Here is a 17,603-nt window from a genome sequence, read left to right as displayed (position 1 = left end):
TTTACTTAACCATGCTGCTTTTATCCCTGACATGCTGAGCCACTTTGTTCAGGCCTCCTTGGATCTATCAGGTAAAGCGCCTGCTGTACTCCAGCGGAGTACAGCCAAACTTCTGCTTAAACAGCCTGCCAAAGCTGCTGGTGCTGGCAAAGCCGATGGCCTCACAGACCCGCTGCAGATTGTAGCCGTCACACAACAGCAGGCTTCTGGCCTTGTCCAGGCGCAATTGTTCCAGATACTGGCTGGGGGGCAGAGCAAACTTTTCCCTGAACAGGCGGCGAAAGTGCCGCTCGCTCATGGCCATTTTATCGGCCATATCCGCAAGACCGATTGGCCGGTGCAGATTGTCCAGCAGCCATTGCTGTAACTGCACAAAACGCTTTTCCTCGCTGTTCTGGACGGTCAGGGGACGAGAATACTGAGACTGGTCGCCGTTTCTGCGCAGATACATGACCAACTCCTGGGCCACGGTCTGCGCTATATTCAGGCCCAGATCCTCCTCTATTACCGCCAGGCAAAGATCAATACCCGAAGTCATGCCGCCGGAGGAATAAAACTTGCCATCATTCACATACAGGGCTGTGGCATCCACTTTGGTATCGGGATAGGCGGCTTGTAATGCCTGGGCAAAGCGCCAGTGGGTACAGAGCTTTTTGCCCGCCATCAGCCCTGTCGCGGCAAGCAAAAAGGCGCCGGTACAGATGGTCAGCAGGCGCTGAAGGCTGGGGCTTTGCGTCCTGATCCAATCCAGCACCTGCGGGTTCTTGCTCAGCACCCTGGCCCCTGCCCCACCGGGGATGATCAGATAATCCAGCTTTGGGACCAGATCCAGGCTGAATTCTGCCTGCAGGGAAAGACCATATTCAGCTTTCACGCTCTGCGTATGCAGGCCCAGGGTCAGCAGGCGGTAAAAGGGTTCCCGGCCCAGTTTTTTAAGCTCTTCATTGACCTGGCCGAAGGTATCCAGGGCCACGGCCAGATCCACCGCCTGGATCTGGTCATAGACTAAAATGCCGATGGTTTTCATATACCCCTCCCGGTTAAATCTCAGAGGCACTATACAACCGGCACGCTATGACCGAAAGGACGCGCAATATGCCAATCCGGCCATAAGATAAGAATTTAACCACAGAGACTTAAGGTTGGTGCTTGGCCCACTGACGGATCTGTTCGATTTCCTCTTCCGGGATTTGCAGCAGTTCGAGGAACTCCTGATGGGCATCAGGCTCCATCAGTTCAAAATGCCGGTGCCAGTTTTTCATGGCCTCCTCATCCATACCCGACACCCGCATAATTTCGGTCCAGCGCTTTCTGGTGATCATTGGCCCCCCTTGGTTTGTCTCGTTGAACAGACAACTAGTTTAGCCCCCAAAGCACACTTTCTTACAAATGGTTGCTGTCCCTCGGCGGCCTCGCTGCACTAGGATCGGTGTATTCAATGACAGATCAGTCAGTTACCAAATAGACCAACAGGTTAGTCAGATTCGCCACTATTAGCATAATGCCGCCGGGATACTTCCTCGACAACTTATTATCCCATTGTTTTATAAGGATTTTAATGAATGGCACGGTGGATGCACAAGAAAGGCAATCAGCTTAAATTGCTGTCGAATAAAACAGTTACATCTCAGGGGAGAGTTATGCAAACCAAAATGATTAAACCATTGCTTGTCTGCGCCATGTTGTCCGGTACGGCACTGCTGACTGGCTGCAACGGTGCCGAAGCCACTGCCGCCAGTGATGCAAAAAAAGCCGAAGTGATCTCCATTCCGGTTGAAGTGGCTTCACTGCGCCAGGGCGCCATCTCCTCCAACTACGCCACCACCGCCATCCTGGAAGCCAAGGAAGAGGCCTTCGTGGTCGCCCGGGCGTCGGGCATCATCCACGAGATCCTGGTGGAGGAAGGGGACTATGTGGAAAAAGGCCAGGTGTTGGCCCGCCTGGAGACCGAACGCTATATCCTGAACCTCAAGAGAGCCGAAGCCAACCTGACCGGACTGGAAAAGGAACTGAGCAAGGTGCGTGACATGTATGCCAAGAAACTGGTCAGTGACGACGCCTTTGACAAGCTGACCGCCGCTTTCGATGCGGCCAAGGCGGATCTGGAGCTGGCCAAGCTGGATTTGTCCGAGACCACCATCCGCGCACCTATCGCCGGTTTTATCGCCGAGCGTAACGCTAAGGTGGGTAACCTGACCGAATCCTTCCAGCGTGAGCGCATGTTCCATATAGTGCAGCAAAAAGACCTGTACGGCGTGGTGCACCTGCCGGAAAAAGAACTGCCCCGCGTGCATAACGAACAAGCTGCGACCCTGAGCATCACAGCCCTGGGCAACGGCCAGGTCAACGCCCTGGTGGAACGTATCAGCCCGGTTATCGATGCCAAGACCGGTACTTTCAAGGTCACCCTGCGCGTGCCCAACGATGACAACAACCTCAAAGCCGGTATGTTTGCCCAGGTCAAGCTGAACTACGACACCCACCAGAATGCCACCTTGCTGCCACGCCAGGCGGTTCTGAACATTGACGACAAAACCAATGTGTTTGTGGTCAAGGACGGCGTCGCCGAGAAGGTCCAGGTACGCACCGGTTATGCCGAAGGGGACATGATCGAGGTGCTGGAAGGTCTGAACGGCTCTGAGCAGGTGGTGATCACCGGTCATCACAACCTCAAAGACAAGGCCCCTGTTGAAGTAGTTAATCAGGTCGAACTGGCCAAAAGCTGAACCGGCATAGGATAAGATCATGAGTGTTGTCGATATTGCCGTAAAACGGCCGGTTACAGTGTGGATGTTCACCTTCGCCATTCTGCTGTTCGGTATGGTGTCATTGTCCAGGCTGGCCCTGAACCTGTTGCCGGAACTGTCCTACCCCACCCTGACCATTCGTACCGACTATCAGGGCGCCGCCCCGGGCGAGGTAGAACAACTGGTGTCCAAACCTGTGGAAGAAGCCATAGGCGTGGTCAAAGGCGTACGTACTGTTACCTCTACGTCCAAGGCCGGTCAGTCCGACGTAGTGCTGGAATTTGAATGGGGCACGGAGATGGATCTGGCCAGTCTGGATGTGCGGGAAAAACTGGACATACTGCAACTGCCGCTGGATGTGAAAAAGCCCCTGCTGCTGCGCTTCAACCCCAACATGGATCCAGTTTTGCGCTTTGGCCTGGGCAGCAGTGACGACGCTGCCACACCACTGAACCAGGATGCCATCAAACGTCTGCGTACCTATGCCGAGGAAGACTTCAAGCGCAAACTGGAGTCAGTCAACGGCGTGGCGTCCGTGCGGGTCGGCGGTGGCCTGGAAAACGAAATCCAGGTGCTGATCAACCAGGACAAGGCCAGCCAGTTGAATATCAAGATTGACCAGGTTATCAGTCGTCTCAAGGCCGAGAACGTCAATACCTCAGGCGGTCGGGTGGAGGACGGCAGCCGCGAATACCTGGTGCGGACCCTCAACCAGTTCCAGACCCTGGATGAAATGCGCGACCTCTTTATTGCCACGGTGGAAGGCCGCAATATCCGCCTGGGGGATATTGCCGAGGTCCATGACAGCCACAAGGAACGCACCTCAATTACCCGCTTCGGCGGCTTTGAAGGGGTGGAAATCGCTATTTACAAGGAGGGCGACGCCAATACGGTGCAGGTGGCGCAGAATGTGGCCAAACGCCTCAAAGAGATCGAAAAAGAGGTCCCTTCCCAGTACAAACTGCAGAAGGTCTATGACCAGTCCCTGTTTATCGCCAGCGCCATCGACGAGGTGAAATCCGCGGCCATTATCGGCGGCGTCCTGGCCATGTTCATTCTCTACCTGTTTCTGCAGAACATCTGGCCGACCCTGATTATCTCCATCAGTATTCCGGTGTCCATTATCGCCACCTTCAACCTGATGTACGCCAATGACATCAGCCTGAATATCATGAGCCTGGGCGGCATTGCCCTGGCTATCGGGCTGTTGGTGGATAACAGCATCGTGGTGCTGGAGAACATCGACAGGCGCAAGAAGCTTGGCGCCAAACCCCATGCAGCCGCCGCCGAGGGCACCAAGGAAGTGTCTAATGCCATCGTCGCCTCCACCCTGACCACCATGGCGGTATTCTTCCCCCTGGTGTTTGTGGAGGGCATCGCCGGGCAGTTGTTCAGCGACCAGGCCCTGACCGTGACCTTTGCCCTTGGCGCCTCGCTGGTGGTGGCACTGACCCAGATCCCCATGCTGGCCGCCCGGGACAAAACCGTCGCCAGCCACGAGGAGAGTCAGCCACTGGATCTGGGTCCCAGCACGGCCACCCGCAAACCCACTCACAAGCTGGGCCTGGTGCTGTATTACCTGGTCTGGCCGTTTCGTATGCTGTTCAAAGCCATTGGCAAGCTGATTTATTTCCTGACACTTTTCATCAGCAGCCTGCTGGTACTGGTAAGCCGCAGTGCGCGTAAGCTGTTTGGCCTGCTGCTGGGCCCGCTGATCTGGGCCTTCGACAAGAGCTTCAACTGGATTGCCAGCGGCTATGAACGCCTGTTGGCAAGCGCCCTGCAACAGCGTCTGACGGTGTTGGTGGCGATTGTGGGGGTGTCACTGGCCTCTTTGTTGTTGTTGCCAAGACTGGGCGTGGAGCTGATTCCCCCCATGTCCCAGGGTGAGTTCTATGCCGAAGTCACCCTGCCCACCGGCGCCAAGCTGGAAACCACCGACAAGGTGCTCGAAGAGCTGGCCGACTTTACCGCTGGGCAGGACAAGGTGGCCCGTACCTACTCCCTGGCTGGCACGGGCAGCCTGATGAACGCCTCCCCCGGCCAGGGCGGCGATTACTGGGGCAAGCTGAATGTAGTGATGCAACCCGGCAGCACTCCGCAGGACGAGGAAGCGGTTATGAGCGCCATGCGCGACTACCTGCGCACCCAGGCCGGCGTCACCGCCAAGTTTGGCAAGCCTGAGATGTTCAGTTTTTCCACTCCGCTGGAGATCCAGATTGCCGGTTACGATCTGGCCATGCTGACCAGACAATCTGACAAGTTGGTGTCCATGCTGGAGGCCAATGATCGCTTTGCCGACGTCAAATCCACCTTGCAGGCGGGTCACCCTGAGCTGAAGATCCAGTTCAATCATGCCAAGCTTGCCCAGCTTGGCCTGTCGGCGGCCGATGTATCCAAGCTGATCGCCGCCAAAGTAGGCGGAGAGGTGGCCAGCCGCTATGCCATCGACGATCGCAAGGTGGACATTCTGGTGCGTACCCAGGAACAGCAACGCGACTCGACCGAAGACATCGCCCAGATGATCATCAACCCCGGCCAGAACCCGGCCATACCGCTGCACGCGGTGGCCGAAATCCGCAGTTCCATCGGTCCCAGTGAGATCACCCGGGTCGGCCAGGAGCGTGTCGCCGTTATCTCCGCCAACCTGGCCTTTGGGGATTTGGGCGAAGCGGTAACGGATGCCCGCCAGATCCTGCGTGACATGAACCTGCCTTTCAGCATGCAGGCCCGTATTGCCGGCCAGAACGAAGAAATGCAGGTGTCCTTCGACTCCCTGAAGTTCGCCTTGCTGCTGGCCGTCTTTATGGTCTATCTGGTGATGGCCTCGCAGTTCGAGTCCCTGCTGCATCCGTTTTTGATACTCTTTACCGTGCCTTTGGCCTGTGCCGGCTCCATCTACGGCCTGTTCCTCTCCGGCACCAATATCAGCGTAGTGGTGTTTATCGGCCTGATTATGCTGGCCGGTATTGTGGTCAATAACGCCATCGTGCTGGTGGACAGGATTAACCAGTTGCGGGAGTCCGGTACCGACAAGCAGGAGGCCATCTTCGAGGCTGCCCGCTCCCGCCTGCGTCCGATTCTGATGACCACACTTACCACCACACTAGGTCTGTTGCCCATGGCCATCGGCCTGGGCGAAGGGGCGGAAATCCGCACCCCCATGGCGGTGACGGTGATCTGGGGACTACTCTTTGCCACCGTCCTGACTTTGTTGCTCATTCCTGTGCTGTACAGCCTGTTTGATCGCAAGCGGTTCGAGCCGCAGGCCGCAATGGAGGTAAGCCATGAACAAGCTTGATAGCCTGGGCGCCAGCCTGGCCAGCTTCGCTATCCGCAAGCCGGTGACCGTCTGCATGCTGTTTTTCTCCATGCTGCTGCTGGGGCTGCTGGCCAGCCGGCTGCTGCCGCTGGAGAAATTCCCCGGCATCGATATCCCCGAAATGGTGGTGGTAGTGCCCTACAAGGACGCCACCCCGGCCGAGGTGGAAAAGATGATCACCAAGCCGGTGGAAGAAGCCCTGGCCACCATGTCGGGGATCAAGCGGCTGTCGTCTGTGTCCAACGAGGACAATGCCGAGATCCATATGGAGTTTGACTGGGACGAGAACCTCAATGCCAAAAGCATCGAGGCCAGGGAAAAAGTCGACGCCATCCGTCACCTGTTGCCCTCGGATGTGGAACGTATCCTGGTCTATCAGTTCAACACCAGTGACATGCCCATCTTCCAGTTGCGGGTCTCCAGTGAGCGTGACCTGTCCAACGCCTATGACCTGTTGGAACGCAACCTGAAAATGCCCATCGAGCGGGTAGCCGGCGTGTCCAAGGTGGAACTGTACGGGGTGCTGAAAAAGCAGATCTCGGTGCGACTGGACGCCGAACGCATCGCCGCCCTGCACATCGATGTAGCCAAGCTGACCCAGACCCTGCGGGATGCCAATTTCTCCATGAGCGCCGGCCATTTCTTCGAGCTGGATCAGAAGGTAATGGTGAATCCCCTGGGTGAGTTTCGCAGCAAGGAAGAGATTGAGGACCTGCTGGTCCAGCAGGGCATCCGCCTCAAAGACATTGCCGATATTAACTATGAAACACCCCGGCGAACCGAGGGACGTCACCTTGACCGCACTTATGCGGTGGGCCTGAATATTTTCCGTGAATCGGGCAGCAACCTGGTTGAAGTGTCCGACGCCGTGCTCAAAGTGGTGAATGAGGCCAACGACAACCCTGCCTTCAGTGGTATCAACCTGTTTATCATGCAGGACGAGGCTGACAGTGTAACCTCGTCACTGAGCGATCTGCTGGATGCGGGCCTGATCGGCGCCGGATTATCGGTGTTTGTGCTCTATCTGTTTCTGCGCCAGTTCACCACTACCTTTATTGTGGTGCTGTCAGTGCCTTTTGCCATCTGCATTACCCTGGCCTGCATGTACTTTATGGGCTACAGCCTGAACATTCTGTCCATGATGGGCCTGATGCTGGCGGTGGGTATGCTGGTGGATAACGCCGTGGTGGTGACCGAAAGTATCGCCCACGAAAGGGAAACCGAAGCCGATCCCGTCAAGGCCACCAAGGCCGGGGTCAGCAAGGTGAGCCTGGCGGTCATTGCCGGCACTACCACTACCGCCATCGTGTTTCTGCCCAATATAGTGGGCACCAAGGTGGATGTGACCGTTTTCCTGGAGCATGTGGCCATTGCCATCTGTATCTCGCTGTTCGCCTCGTTGCTGATTGCCCAGACCCTGATCCCGCTGTTGACCACCAGGCTTAAGCACCGGCCCAAGGTAGTGGAAGGCAAACCCAGTCGTCTGCGTGCCTGGTATCGCCGCGGGCTGGAATGGACCCTGGGCCACCAGAAAAAGACCGCCTTGATCGCGGTGGCGATTCTGCTTTCCACCGCCATACCCATGGGCGTGGTAACCAGCGATGAGGACAACGACAACCCCAACGATCAGCTTTGGCTTAACTACAATATCCAGGGAAATTTCAGCCTGGAGGAAGTGGAGAAAGAGGTTAACCGGATGGAAGAGTACCTGTACACCAATCAGGAGCGCTTCCATATCAAGCAGGTATACAGTTATTACAATACCGGCCATGCGGTATCAGGTCTGACCCTGCATGAGGATATTCCACTGACCCAGGCAGAGCTCAAAGAGATGATCAAGAAGGATTTTCCGAAAATGGTTCGCTCTGAGCCCAGCTTCAACTGGAACCAGGGGGGCGGGGGCGGCGTGCGTCTGACCCTGCTTGGACAAAGCTCGGAGGTACTGATGGAAGTGGCCGATCAGATCGTGCCGGTGCTGGGCAATATCGAAGGACTGACCGATGTGCGGGCGGATATCAGCAGCCAGAAGGAAGAATTGCAGATCCGGGTGGACAGGCAGAAGGCCTTCCGCTTCGGGCTGTCTGCGGAGAATGTGGCCCAGGTTGTCACCACCGCCCTGCGCGGCAACAATCTGCGTACCTTCCGTCACGGCGAAACTGGTGAGGTGGATATCCGCCTGATGTTTGACGAGTCACTGCAACATTCACTGGACGAACTCAAACGCCTGACCATCAAGCGTGACCAAACACAGAATGTGACGCTGGATATGGTCGCCGATATCAGCATCACCCCCAGGTTGTCACAGATCCGTCGCTATTATCGCCAGACGGCCCTGGGCATCGGCGCTAACCTGGAAGAAGGTACCACCCTGGAACAGGCCCGTGAACGCATCAAGCAGGTGATGGAGCATATCAGTCTGCCCAGTGGCTACAGCTGGACCTTCGACGGCAGTTTCCGCCGCCAGGATGAGGCTCAGGCCGTGATGCAGATGAACATGATACTGGCCATCTGTATGATTTATGTGGTGATGGCCGCCTTGTTCGAATCTTTGCTGCTGCCCACCGCGGTGATCACCTCCTTGTTGTTCTCCTTCACCGGCGTGTTCTGGGCCTTTTTGGTCACCGGTACCAATATGTCCATCATGGGTATGATAGGAATGCTGATCCTGATGGGCATAGTGGTCAACAACGGTATAGTACTGGTGGATCGCATCAATCAGCTTATCAACGAAGGCATGAAGGTGACTGACGCCATCCTCGACGGCTGTATGAGCCGGGTACGTCCCATTCTGATGACGGTGGCCACGACAGTGCTGGGTCTGGTGCCCCTGGCGCTGGGCTCCACCCAGATAGGCGGCGACGGTCCGCCCTACTCGCCCATGGCTATTGCCATTATCGGCGGATTGCTGTTCTCAACCATGACCAGCCTGTTTCTGGTGCCCCTGGCCTATCTTTTACTGCTCAAACTCAGACGCAAGACCACCAGTATGGTGGCCGACAGCAAGCGTCTGGTCAGCCGGGTGATCCGCGCTCAGGAAGGCTGATGCCAAATCAGGCCGCCCGGTCCGGGCGGTCTGTTGTTAAAGAATATTCTGTCCCTGTTCGGGATCCCTGGCCTGTCTGGCCTGCTGGCGAATATCCTCAGTGTCACTGCTGATGTCATCGCTACCGGTTTCCTGTTCCTGCTCAAGCAGAGGCTTATCCGGCACTGATGTTTCAGTCCTGGTCGCTGGCGATGACCTTTCTGATACCAAAGGGATACCCTGAGGGAAAATACGTTCTCTGGCGTCGTCCGGCATACTGATACCGTGATGCTCAAATTCGCGCATGATAAGACGCATCATTACTGAGGCCACCTTTAGCGGACTGTGGGTCTCACTGTTAACCCAGAAATAGACAACAAGATTCACGGTCGCCGAACCCAGACTGTCAACCAGGATCTGGGGCTCCGGATCGCCAAGCACCGCCTTATGCTTGTTCATCAGCTCCAACGCCAGTTGCTGGGCCTTGCGGATACCGGCGTCATATCCGATGCCGATGGCAAAGTGCCCCCGTATTCTGGGGTTGGCTGTCAGGTTCTTGATGGTATTTTTGTAAATGGTGGCATTAGGGATCTGGATATGGTTGCCGTCATAGTCCACCAGGGTGGTAGCCCGGGACGTGACCTGGTTGACCACACCCGTCTGCCCGTCAACTTCAATCACATCGCCTATCTTAAAGGGCTTCTGTACGCTCAGCAGCAGGCTGGCCATAAAGTTTTCCGCAATATCGCGAAAGGCAAAGCCCAGGACCAGGCCCATCACCCCTGTGCCGCTCAGTATGGCGAGGGCAAACTCTGTCAGCCCCGCCAGACGCAGGAAAACATACAGACCAAGCAGAATAATCAGTATGGCGATGGTGCGCCGCACGACCAGGGTGACCAGCTCACTGCTGCCCAGATAACCCAGGGGCCGCACCAGCAGCCGCGCCAGCGGCCTGGAGGTCAACACAAGCAAGGTTAACGCCAACAGACCAAGCAACAGCATGGGCAGCCAGGCCTGCACCGCTCCCCACAGGCTGGTCATTTCACTGGCAAGGGCCGGTAAAGCGTTGCCACTGGTTACGTCCACAGACGATATGAAAGGGTGTGGCCATTGCATACTGAAGTCCTTCTGCTTATTTCATCGCAGTGACTGATGCAAGAAACAGGCAGATAGGAACGCTTCTTGCGAGGCATAGCCTGACCCTGCATTTTAATTGTTGCCACACAAGGAGTGATCATGGACCTGATTCGACTGATATTTTCCATTTTGCTGCCCCCTTTGGGCGTATTCCTACAGGTAGGCCTGGGTGGCGCCTTCTGGCTGAATATACTGCTGACACTGCTGGGATACATTCCCGGTATTATTCATGCGGTGTGGATTATCGCCCGTCGCTAAACGTTCCAGAACCGGCCAGATAACCGGGATGGACGGTGAAATTATTACACCACCGCTAAAATATTTACCCCGGCGGTCAGTACAGGAAAGACCTATGAAAAACAGCCAGGGCCAGCCAGATGACCCGAAAACGTAAATTTGCCGTCCTGATCGGCTTCTTGCTGGTTCTGTTGGCCGTCAGAATGGCCGCCCCTGTCCTGGTGGAACAGCGAATCAACCAGGCCATAGCCGAAGCTGAAGGGCTTCGTGGCAGTATCAGTGAGGTGGACCTGCATCTTTACCGCGGCGCCTACCGGATAAGGGACGTACAGCTCTATTCGGTGAACGGGGTGGAGGTGGAGCCCCTGATCAGTATCGACAGGGTGGAATTGTCCCTGCTGTGGTCAGCCTTGATTGACGGCGAAGTCGTCGCCGAGATGACCTTCCATCAACCTAAAATCTCCGTCATCCAGACCCCTGACAAGCCGGTGCTCGGCAATGAAGCCGTCAAGGATGAGAGTACCTGGATCACTCTGGCCAATAAGCTGGTTCCCTTCTCCATCGATAGGCTGAGCATTGTGGACGGTACCTTGCTGTTCAAGACCTCAGAGAAAGACAAACAGGCCAGTTTTCATATCGGTCAGTTGGATGGCCACATTCTTAATATCACCAACAGTCTGGAGCTGTCAGACAGCCTGATGGCCAAGGTTAATCTCAGCGGCAAGGTCATGGACGAGTCCAGGATCAGCATTAAAGGGGCTTACAACCCTTATGAAACTAAGCCCACCTTCAACCTGGATATGCAGATGGAGCGGTTACCGGTCAAACGACTGGACGGACTGATTCGCTATTATACCCCCTTTGATTTGGAACAGGGTGAGCTGGATATGGCGATGGAGATTGCTTCCAACCAGGGAGAGGTCAACGGCTATGTTAAAGGTGGCCTGCATGACGTTGAAGTCTTCGACTGGGAGGAGGATGTGGAAAAAGACGGCGACAATCCGTTTCAGTGGATTATTGAGGGCATTACCGCTGCCCTTGGGGCAATACTTGAGAGTGACAAGACCGGACTGGTGGCGACCAGGGTTCCGCTTGAAGGCTCGTTGAATGATTTGGATACCCCCCTGTTGCCCGCCATCGTAGGATTGTTCCGCAATGCCTTTATCGAAGCCTATGAGATGAAGATTGAAGATGTGATCTTTGCCGAGTTTGACGACTGACCTCTATTCCTCCTAGAGTGACAGGCTGAAGGAAACATCGGAAGCAAAGGGACAATCAGTGAGCAAGGATTTTTTTCCTGTTATTCAATACAGTGAGGCTAAGCTGCTAACCCTCCTGTGTCTGTCCGCCGCCTGCCTGTGGAGTTTTGTCGAACTGGCCGACTGGGTACTGGATGGCCAGAGCCATGCCATTGATGAAAAACTGTTATTGTTGTTCAGAACCCAGGCTAATATCGAGGATCCCCTTGGCCCCCTCTGGCTGGAAGACTTTATCCGGGATCTCACGGCGCTGGGCAGTGTCGGCATACTCAGCCTGCTGACCTTGTTGTGCATGGGTTATCTGCTGCTCGAGCAGAAAAAACGCCTGGCCCTTTTACTGATGACCTTTATCGCCAGCGGTATTCTGGCCAGTTTTGCGCTAAAGACGGGCTTCACGCGGCCCCGCCCCGATTTGGTTCCCCATGCCACCGAGGTCTATACCAGCAGCTTCCCCAGCGGGCATTCCATGCTGTCCAGCCTGGTCTACCTGACCCTTGCCAGTCTGGGGAGTCTGTTGCAAAGCCGGCGACGCAATAAGGCGTACCTCTATTGTACGGCTGTACTGCTGAGTGTCGTCGTCGGACTCAGCCGGGTTTATCTCGGCGTGCATTGGCCCACAGACGTGCTGGCCGGCTGGACCATGGGTACCGTATGGGCATTGCTGTTTCTGTTAATTTCCCGAACCGGTATCCAGAGCGGCTGGCTGGAGCCGGCAGATGCAATGACATCGTCCCGGCCAGCCAGGACAGAAAAGGTTGATTAACCCACTGTTTTTCACACAGATTTACTCTATCTTTTAGACATGCCCAGCCCTATGACGGAGTCTTCGTGCGCATCAGAGTTGAATTTGACAGCCAGGGTCTGACCCTGGCGGGTTTGTTGGAAAAACCGGAAAGCGAGGTTCGCTGCTACGCCCTCTTTGCTCACTGCTTTACCTGCGGTAAGGATATTGCCGCGGCTTCAAGGATTTCCCGGGCCCTGAACAGACTGGGGATTGCGGTGTTACGCTTTGATTTTACCGGTCTGGGCAACAGTGACGGGGATTTTGCCAATACCAATTTCTCCTCCAATATTGAGGATTTGCTGGCCGCCGCCGACTTTCTGCGCAATGAGTATCAGGCGCCGGCCCTTCTGATAGGTCACAGCCTTGGGGGTGCCGCAGTGCTGGCTATGGCTGGCAGGGTTCCCGAGGTGAAGGCGCTGGTGACCTTGGGTGCCCCCCATAGCGCCGCCCACGTGGCCCATCATTTTGTCGATTCGGTAAAGGAAATCCATGAGGAGGGTCAGGCCAGCGTCAACCTGGCGGGGCGGCAGTTCCTGATCAAAAAACAATTTCTGGACGACATCAATCAGTATCAGGGTGCCTATCTGAGCCAACTGAAAAAGGCGCTGCTGATCATGCACGCCCCCCTGGATGAGACCGTGCCCATTGAGGAAGCGGAGAAAATCTATCGGGATGCCCGTCACCCAAAAAGCTTCGTCAGCCTCGACGATGCGGATCACCTGCTTACCCATAAGCAGGATGCCGACTATGCAGCCAGCGTTATCGCCGCCTGGGCCAGTCGCTATATTCCCACTGTCACTGAACCGGCCAGGGCCCACCATGGTCATGTGGTGGTGGAAGAGAAGAACCACAGGTTTACCCAGCATGTGAGCAGCGACAGCCACTACTGGCTGGCCGACGAGCCACTGGACGTGGGGGGCGACAATATGGGTCCGGACCCGTACGAACACCTGTTAGCGGCGCTCGGTGCCTGTACCGCCATGACCCTGCGTATGTACGCCAGGCACAAAGAATTGCCCCTTGAGCATGTCAAAGTCGAGTTAAGTCACAGGCGCGAGCATGGTAAGGACTGCCAGGACTGCCCGGATAAAGCCGTGGCCATCGAAGTAATTGAGCGGCAAATCAGTCTTAGCGGCGAGCTCAGCGACCAGCAGCGGCAGCGACTGCTGGAAATAGCCAACAAATGTCCGGTGCACAGGACGCTGCACAGCAAGTTGCAGGTGGAAAGCCACCTGGCCGAGAAGGAATAAAGCGGTAAAACAACGCAGAACCCGATAGTTAAACCAGCCAATAACTGGCCTGTTTGCTCATATCCCACACCATCCTTCACGCAATTATTATCTATCTTATTGATAGTTAATAATTTTATTTCTGGCCAAAGATTTGCTGAATCAGAATTTGTACCCTTTGTTGCGGAATCCAGAAATGAAACTTCACTTTTCTATCCAGCTACTGTGCTGGTTGTTCAGTACCAGCTACCTTCACGCCCAGACTCTGGTATTTGAACCGGTCAACCTGATCACCATGGACAGTCCTCAAGTACTCGAGGAACACCGATTGATCGTCAGGGACGGGCAGATCATAGCCATGGAGCCAGTGGGCCAGACACTGAAGGTCATGGCGGATCGGATCATCGATGGACAGGGTCATTACCTGATCCCCGCTCTGACCGATTCCCATTTCCACCAGCATAGCGGTGAGATGGAAGACGTGAAGCAATTGTTCAAGCTGCTGATAGCAAACGGCGTTACCACTGTGCGCAGTATGGCTGAATGGGAGGGACAGGATACCATTGCCATCCGTGAGATGGCCAACCATAAGGACAGTCTGGCTCCTGACTACTACACCGTTGGGCCGCAGGTTAAGGATCACAATGCTGATAGTATCGAGTCGGCCATTGAGCTGGTCAGGCTGCATAAAAGACGCGGTTATGACTTTCTGAAGATCCACGGCAACTTGAACAAGGAGGTCTATCTGGCCCTGCTGGAAGAAGCTGAACGCCTTGGCGTCAGGGTGGTGGGTCATGCCCAGCGACATTTACCCCTGCCTTATTCTTTACGTATGACATCCATTGCCCATGTGGAAGAATTCATCGCCCTCTTGTCGGATGAGGAAAATCTGCAAATTGCCCGATTCAATGGTCAATCATTGATGAAACTGGCCCTCCAAGTAAAAAACAGTGGTATCTGGGTCTCCCCAACTCTGAGCATTCTGGCCATGATTCCCCATTATACGGATGACGACAGGTTTGCTGCCCTGAAACAACGACCGGAATCTGTCTATATCTCGGCAGGCGAGTACCATTGGTATACGAATCCTGACAGTAATACCTATAACAACGGTTTTTTCCGCAAACCCGAAGTTAAGGCCTATGTACATGAATTAATTGCTGCCACCAACAAGCTGACTCATGCGTTCTATCAGGCAGGAGTCCCCCTGCTGGCAGGCAGCGACAACCTGGGCTTTCATATTGCCGGCTTTGCTCTGCATGATGAAATGGCCAGGATGCAGCAGGCTGGTCTGCCCCCTTATGAGGTTCTCAAGGCCGCCACGGTCAACAGCGCCAGATACCTGGGCCGGTTTGCTACCGCAGGCTCCTTGTCAGTAGGAAAGAACGCCGGATTCGTGATGCTCAGCGCCAATCCGCTGGACGATATCCGCAACAGCCGCACCATCTCCGGGGTGATGCACAAAGGCCAGTGGCTTGACAGACGGGCGTTGGATCAACTGCTGGAGGAGGTTAAAGCGGCCAGGCAAGCCGGATTTAAGGTGCTATCAGGGGCTGGCTGATCAATCCGACAGCGCAGCGGCCAGGAACAATCCACTCTGCTCCACTAAGCTTAGCGTTAAGCTTTTTGGTAAGGATGGAAAATGCTTAAACTCATATCAATTCTGGCGGCTTTATTGCTCAGTGCCTGTGGAGGTGGCGGCAATGGCAATGAAGGCGATACGCCACCGGATAACGGCAATGGGGGAGACACCCCTCCGGTGGGCCTGACTGAACGGCCGCAAAACGCGACCTGCCAGGCTTTTGGCCAGTCCACGTCTACCGAGGTGAAGCTCACCCCTTTGGTGCCCGAGCTGAATTTTTCCTCGCCGTTACTGATGCTTCCCCACCCTTCACTGCCGGACATTGTCTATGTGGTTCAGCAGCGGGGCCTGATTTACCGGCTGGATCTGTCCACCGGCAACCGCAGCCAACTGGTCGATCTGGCCGATTTCTATGCCCTTAGTCCCTGTGGGGAGTGCGGTCTGCTGGGCATGGCTTTCGACCCTGATTTCGAAACCAACGGTTATCTTTATCTGTCCTTCACCGAGGAGATCGGAGGCGGTATGCGTTCCGTGCTTGGCCGGTTCCAGAGTCAGGGAAACGGCCAGTCACTGGTCAAAAACGGCGACAATCTGGTTAGGCAGGACTTGCTTACCGTGCCACAGCCTTACGGCAATCACAACGGCGGCCATATTGTTGTGGGCCCTGATGAGTTGCTGTACTGGGGTCTTGGCGATGGCGGCGCGGGCAACGATCCGGACAACAACGGCCAGACCCTTTCCACCCTGCTGGGCTCCATGCTCAGGCTGAACAGGGACGGCAGTGCGGCGGATGGCAACAACGTCCCCGGTGCCAGGGAGGAAATCTATGCCTGGGGCCTGCGCAACCCCTGGCGGTTCAGCTTCGACGCCATGAACGGCCAGCTGTGGCTGGCAGACGTTGGCCAGAATCAGTATGAAGAGATCAATATCATCGAGTCTGGCGGTAATTACGGCTGGCGCTGTTACGAAGGGCTCCACCGCACCAGCAACAGCTGTACCACGGATGGTCCCTATGAAGCGCCGGTTGCCGAGTACGATCACAGTCTGGGCAACTCTGTGACCGGTGGCTATGTGTACCGTGGCGACACTATTCCCGGACTGCAGGGCGCCTACCTGTTTGCGGATTTTGGCTCGGGCACCCTGTGGGCCTTGTTTCCGGAAGGAGACAGTTATCGCCGCCAGACCTTGCTGGAGACCGGCCTGAACGTGGCGTCCTTTGCCCAGGACAGCAACAACGAGCTCTATCTGGTCACCTTCTCAGGTTTGTATCGGTTGGATCCGAATCAGCAGGACAGCCACCAGGCGCCAGCTCTGTTATCCCAAACCGGCTGTGTGCAGTCCGCCAATCCGGCAGAGCCGGCAGACGGGCTGATTCCCTTCGATGTCATCGAACCCTACTGGTCAGACGGAGCCAGCAAGCAACGGTTTGTGGCCCTGCCTGACGATACCCGCATCAGTGTTAATGAGCAGGGCGATTTTGTTCTGCCCAACGGCTCGGTGTTGATGCAGCATTTGCTACTGGATGAACAGTTGATTGAAACCCGGCTGTACATGCGTGGCCAGGACGCCAACTGGCGCGGCTACAGTTATCAATGGAATGAAGACAAAAGCGATGCAGAGCTTCTGGAGGGAGCCAGGGATGCAGACTTGTCCGGGCAGACCTGGCACTACCCCTCAGGGGCCGAATGCAACCAGTGCCATACATCGGCGGCGGGGCACAGCCTGGGCCTGGAAGTGGCCCAGTTAAACAGAGACTTTACCTATCCGCAGACCGGCATCAGCGCCAATCAGTTGGATACTTTTACGGCAATCAACCTGTTTCATTCTCCGCTGGAGGAATCTCTTAAAGCCAACCGCCTGGTTAACAGTCAGGACAGCAGCGAACCGTTAACCGAGCGGGCGCGCGCCTACCTGCACAGCAACTGCAGTCATTGTCACCGGCCCACCGGACCAACCCAAAGCGATATGGACCTGCGCTCTTGGATTGACTTTGTTGATACCAATACCTGTAACGAGGCGCCCCTTGGCGGGGATCTCGGCGTGACCGGGGCCAGGCTTATTACACCGGGAGAGGCAGACCGCTCACTTTTGTACCTGCGTATGCTCGAAGAGGGGCAATGGCGCATGCCGCCGGTCAGCATCCACCAGACCGATGCCACCGGCAGCCAGCTGATTGGCGACTGGATCAACCAACTGGCTAGTTGCAGTTAGCCTGTCTTGAATATGAATTATTTGTGACCCCGGTTGTAAGCCGCCCCTGAACTGATAACGTATTGCCTGTTGA

At 55.7% G+C, this 17,603-nt stretch carries 12 protein-coding genes; 9 read left to right on the top strand and 3 right to left on the bottom strand.

Annotation, left to right across the window (positions count from 1 at the left end):
- Window positions 1-67: 67 nt before the first annotated feature.
- Window positions 68-1,027: a GlxA family transcriptional regulator gene (locus J0A66_RS17125; protein ID WP_206575071.1), complete on the bottom strand. Its 960-nt coding sequence runs from the start codon at window positions 1,025-1,027 to the stop codon at window positions 68-70.
- 109 nt (window positions 1,028-1,136) lie between these two features.
- Window positions 1,137-1,322, bottom strand: coding sequence for a MerR family transcriptional regulator (locus tag J0A66_RS17120; protein WP_206575070.1), 186 nt, complete (start codon window positions 1,320-1,322; stop codon window positions 1,137-1,139).
- Between the two features lie 318 nt (window positions 1,323-1,640).
- Here J0A66_RS17120 and J0A66_RS17115 point away from each other — a divergent pair, with 318 nt between their 5' ends.
- Genes J0A66_RS17115 through J0A66_RS17105 form a run of 3 tightly spaced genes read left to right on the top strand, consistent with a single transcriptional unit; the run spans window position 1,641 to window position 9,112 of the window.
- Entirely contained in the window at window positions 1,641-2,726 is a 1,086-nt protein-coding gene (locus J0A66_RS17115; protein ID WP_206575069.1) for an efflux RND transporter periplasmic adaptor subunit, read from the top strand.
- Between the two features lie 19 nt (window positions 2,727-2,745).
- Window positions 2,746-6,048 carry an efflux RND transporter permease subunit gene (locus J0A66_RS17110; protein WP_206575068.1) on the top strand — a complete coding sequence of 1,101 codons (3,303 nt, stop codon included), beginning with the start codon at window positions 2,746-2,748 and terminating at the stop codon, window positions 6,046-6,048.
- Window positions 6,035-9,112, top strand: coding sequence for an efflux RND transporter permease subunit (locus J0A66_RS17105; RefSeq protein WP_206575067.1), 3,078 nt, complete (start codon window positions 6,035-6,037; stop codon window positions 9,110-9,112). Before J0A66_RS17110 ends, J0A66_RS17105 begins: the two co-directional genes overlap by 14 nt.
- A 36-nt stretch (window positions 9,113-9,148) precedes the next feature.
- Here J0A66_RS17105 and J0A66_RS17100 read toward each other — a convergent pair whose 3' ends face one another.
- On the bottom strand, window positions 9,149-10,207 hold the full coding sequence (locus J0A66_RS17100; RefSeq protein ID WP_206575066.1) for a mechanosensitive ion channel family protein: 1,059 nt from the start codon (window positions 10,205-10,207) through the stop codon (window positions 9,149-9,151).
- Window positions 10,208-10,327: 120 nt separating this feature from the next.
- On the opposite strand from J0A66_RS17100, the gene J0A66_RS17095 reads away from it, so the two are divergent.
- From J0A66_RS17095 to J0A66_RS17070, 6 genes are all read left to right on the top strand, one after another.
- On the top strand, window positions 10,328-10,486 hold the full coding sequence (locus tag J0A66_RS17095; RefSeq protein WP_206575065.1) for a YqaE/Pmp3 family membrane protein: 159 nt from the start codon (window positions 10,328-10,330) through the stop codon (window positions 10,484-10,486).
- Between the two features lie 119 nt (window positions 10,487-10,605).
- Complete coding sequence (locus J0A66_RS17090; protein ID WP_206575064.1) at window positions 10,606-11,685, top strand: DUF748 domain-containing protein; 1,080 nt, start codon at window positions 10,606-10,608, stop codon at window positions 11,683-11,685.
- A gap of 58 nt (window positions 11,686-11,743) precedes the next feature.
- On the top strand, window positions 11,744-12,487 hold the full coding sequence (locus J0A66_RS17085) for a phosphatase PAP2 family protein (protein ID WP_338143912.1): 744 nt from the start codon (window positions 11,744-11,746) through the stop codon (window positions 12,485-12,487).
- A 65-nt stretch (window positions 12,488-12,552) separates the two neighbouring features.
- Entirely contained in the window at window positions 12,553-13,758 is a 1,206-nt protein-coding gene (locus J0A66_RS17080; RefSeq protein ID WP_206575063.1) for an alpha/beta fold hydrolase, read from the top strand.
- 175 nt (window positions 13,759-13,933) lie between these two features.
- Window positions 13,934-15,298, top strand: coding sequence for an amidohydrolase family protein (locus J0A66_RS17075; RefSeq protein WP_206575062.1), 1,365 nt, complete (start codon window positions 13,934-13,936; stop codon window positions 15,296-15,298).
- Window positions 15,299-15,379: 81 nt separating this feature from the next.
- Window positions 15,380-17,530, top strand: coding sequence for a PQQ-dependent sugar dehydrogenase (locus J0A66_RS17070; protein ID WP_206575061.1), 2,151 nt, complete (start codon window positions 15,380-15,382; stop codon window positions 17,528-17,530).
- Window positions 17,531-17,603: the final 73 nt, after the last annotated feature.

It is taken from the genome of Bowmanella dokdonensis (genome assembly GCF_017254865.1).
Classification (GTDB): Bacteria; Pseudomonadota; Gammaproteobacteria; order Enterobacterales; family Alteromonadaceae; genus Bowmanella; species Bowmanella dokdonensis.
The sequence above is the reverse complement of the archived record's forward strand: the minus strand, read 5'-3'. Positions and strand labels throughout refer to the sequence as shown.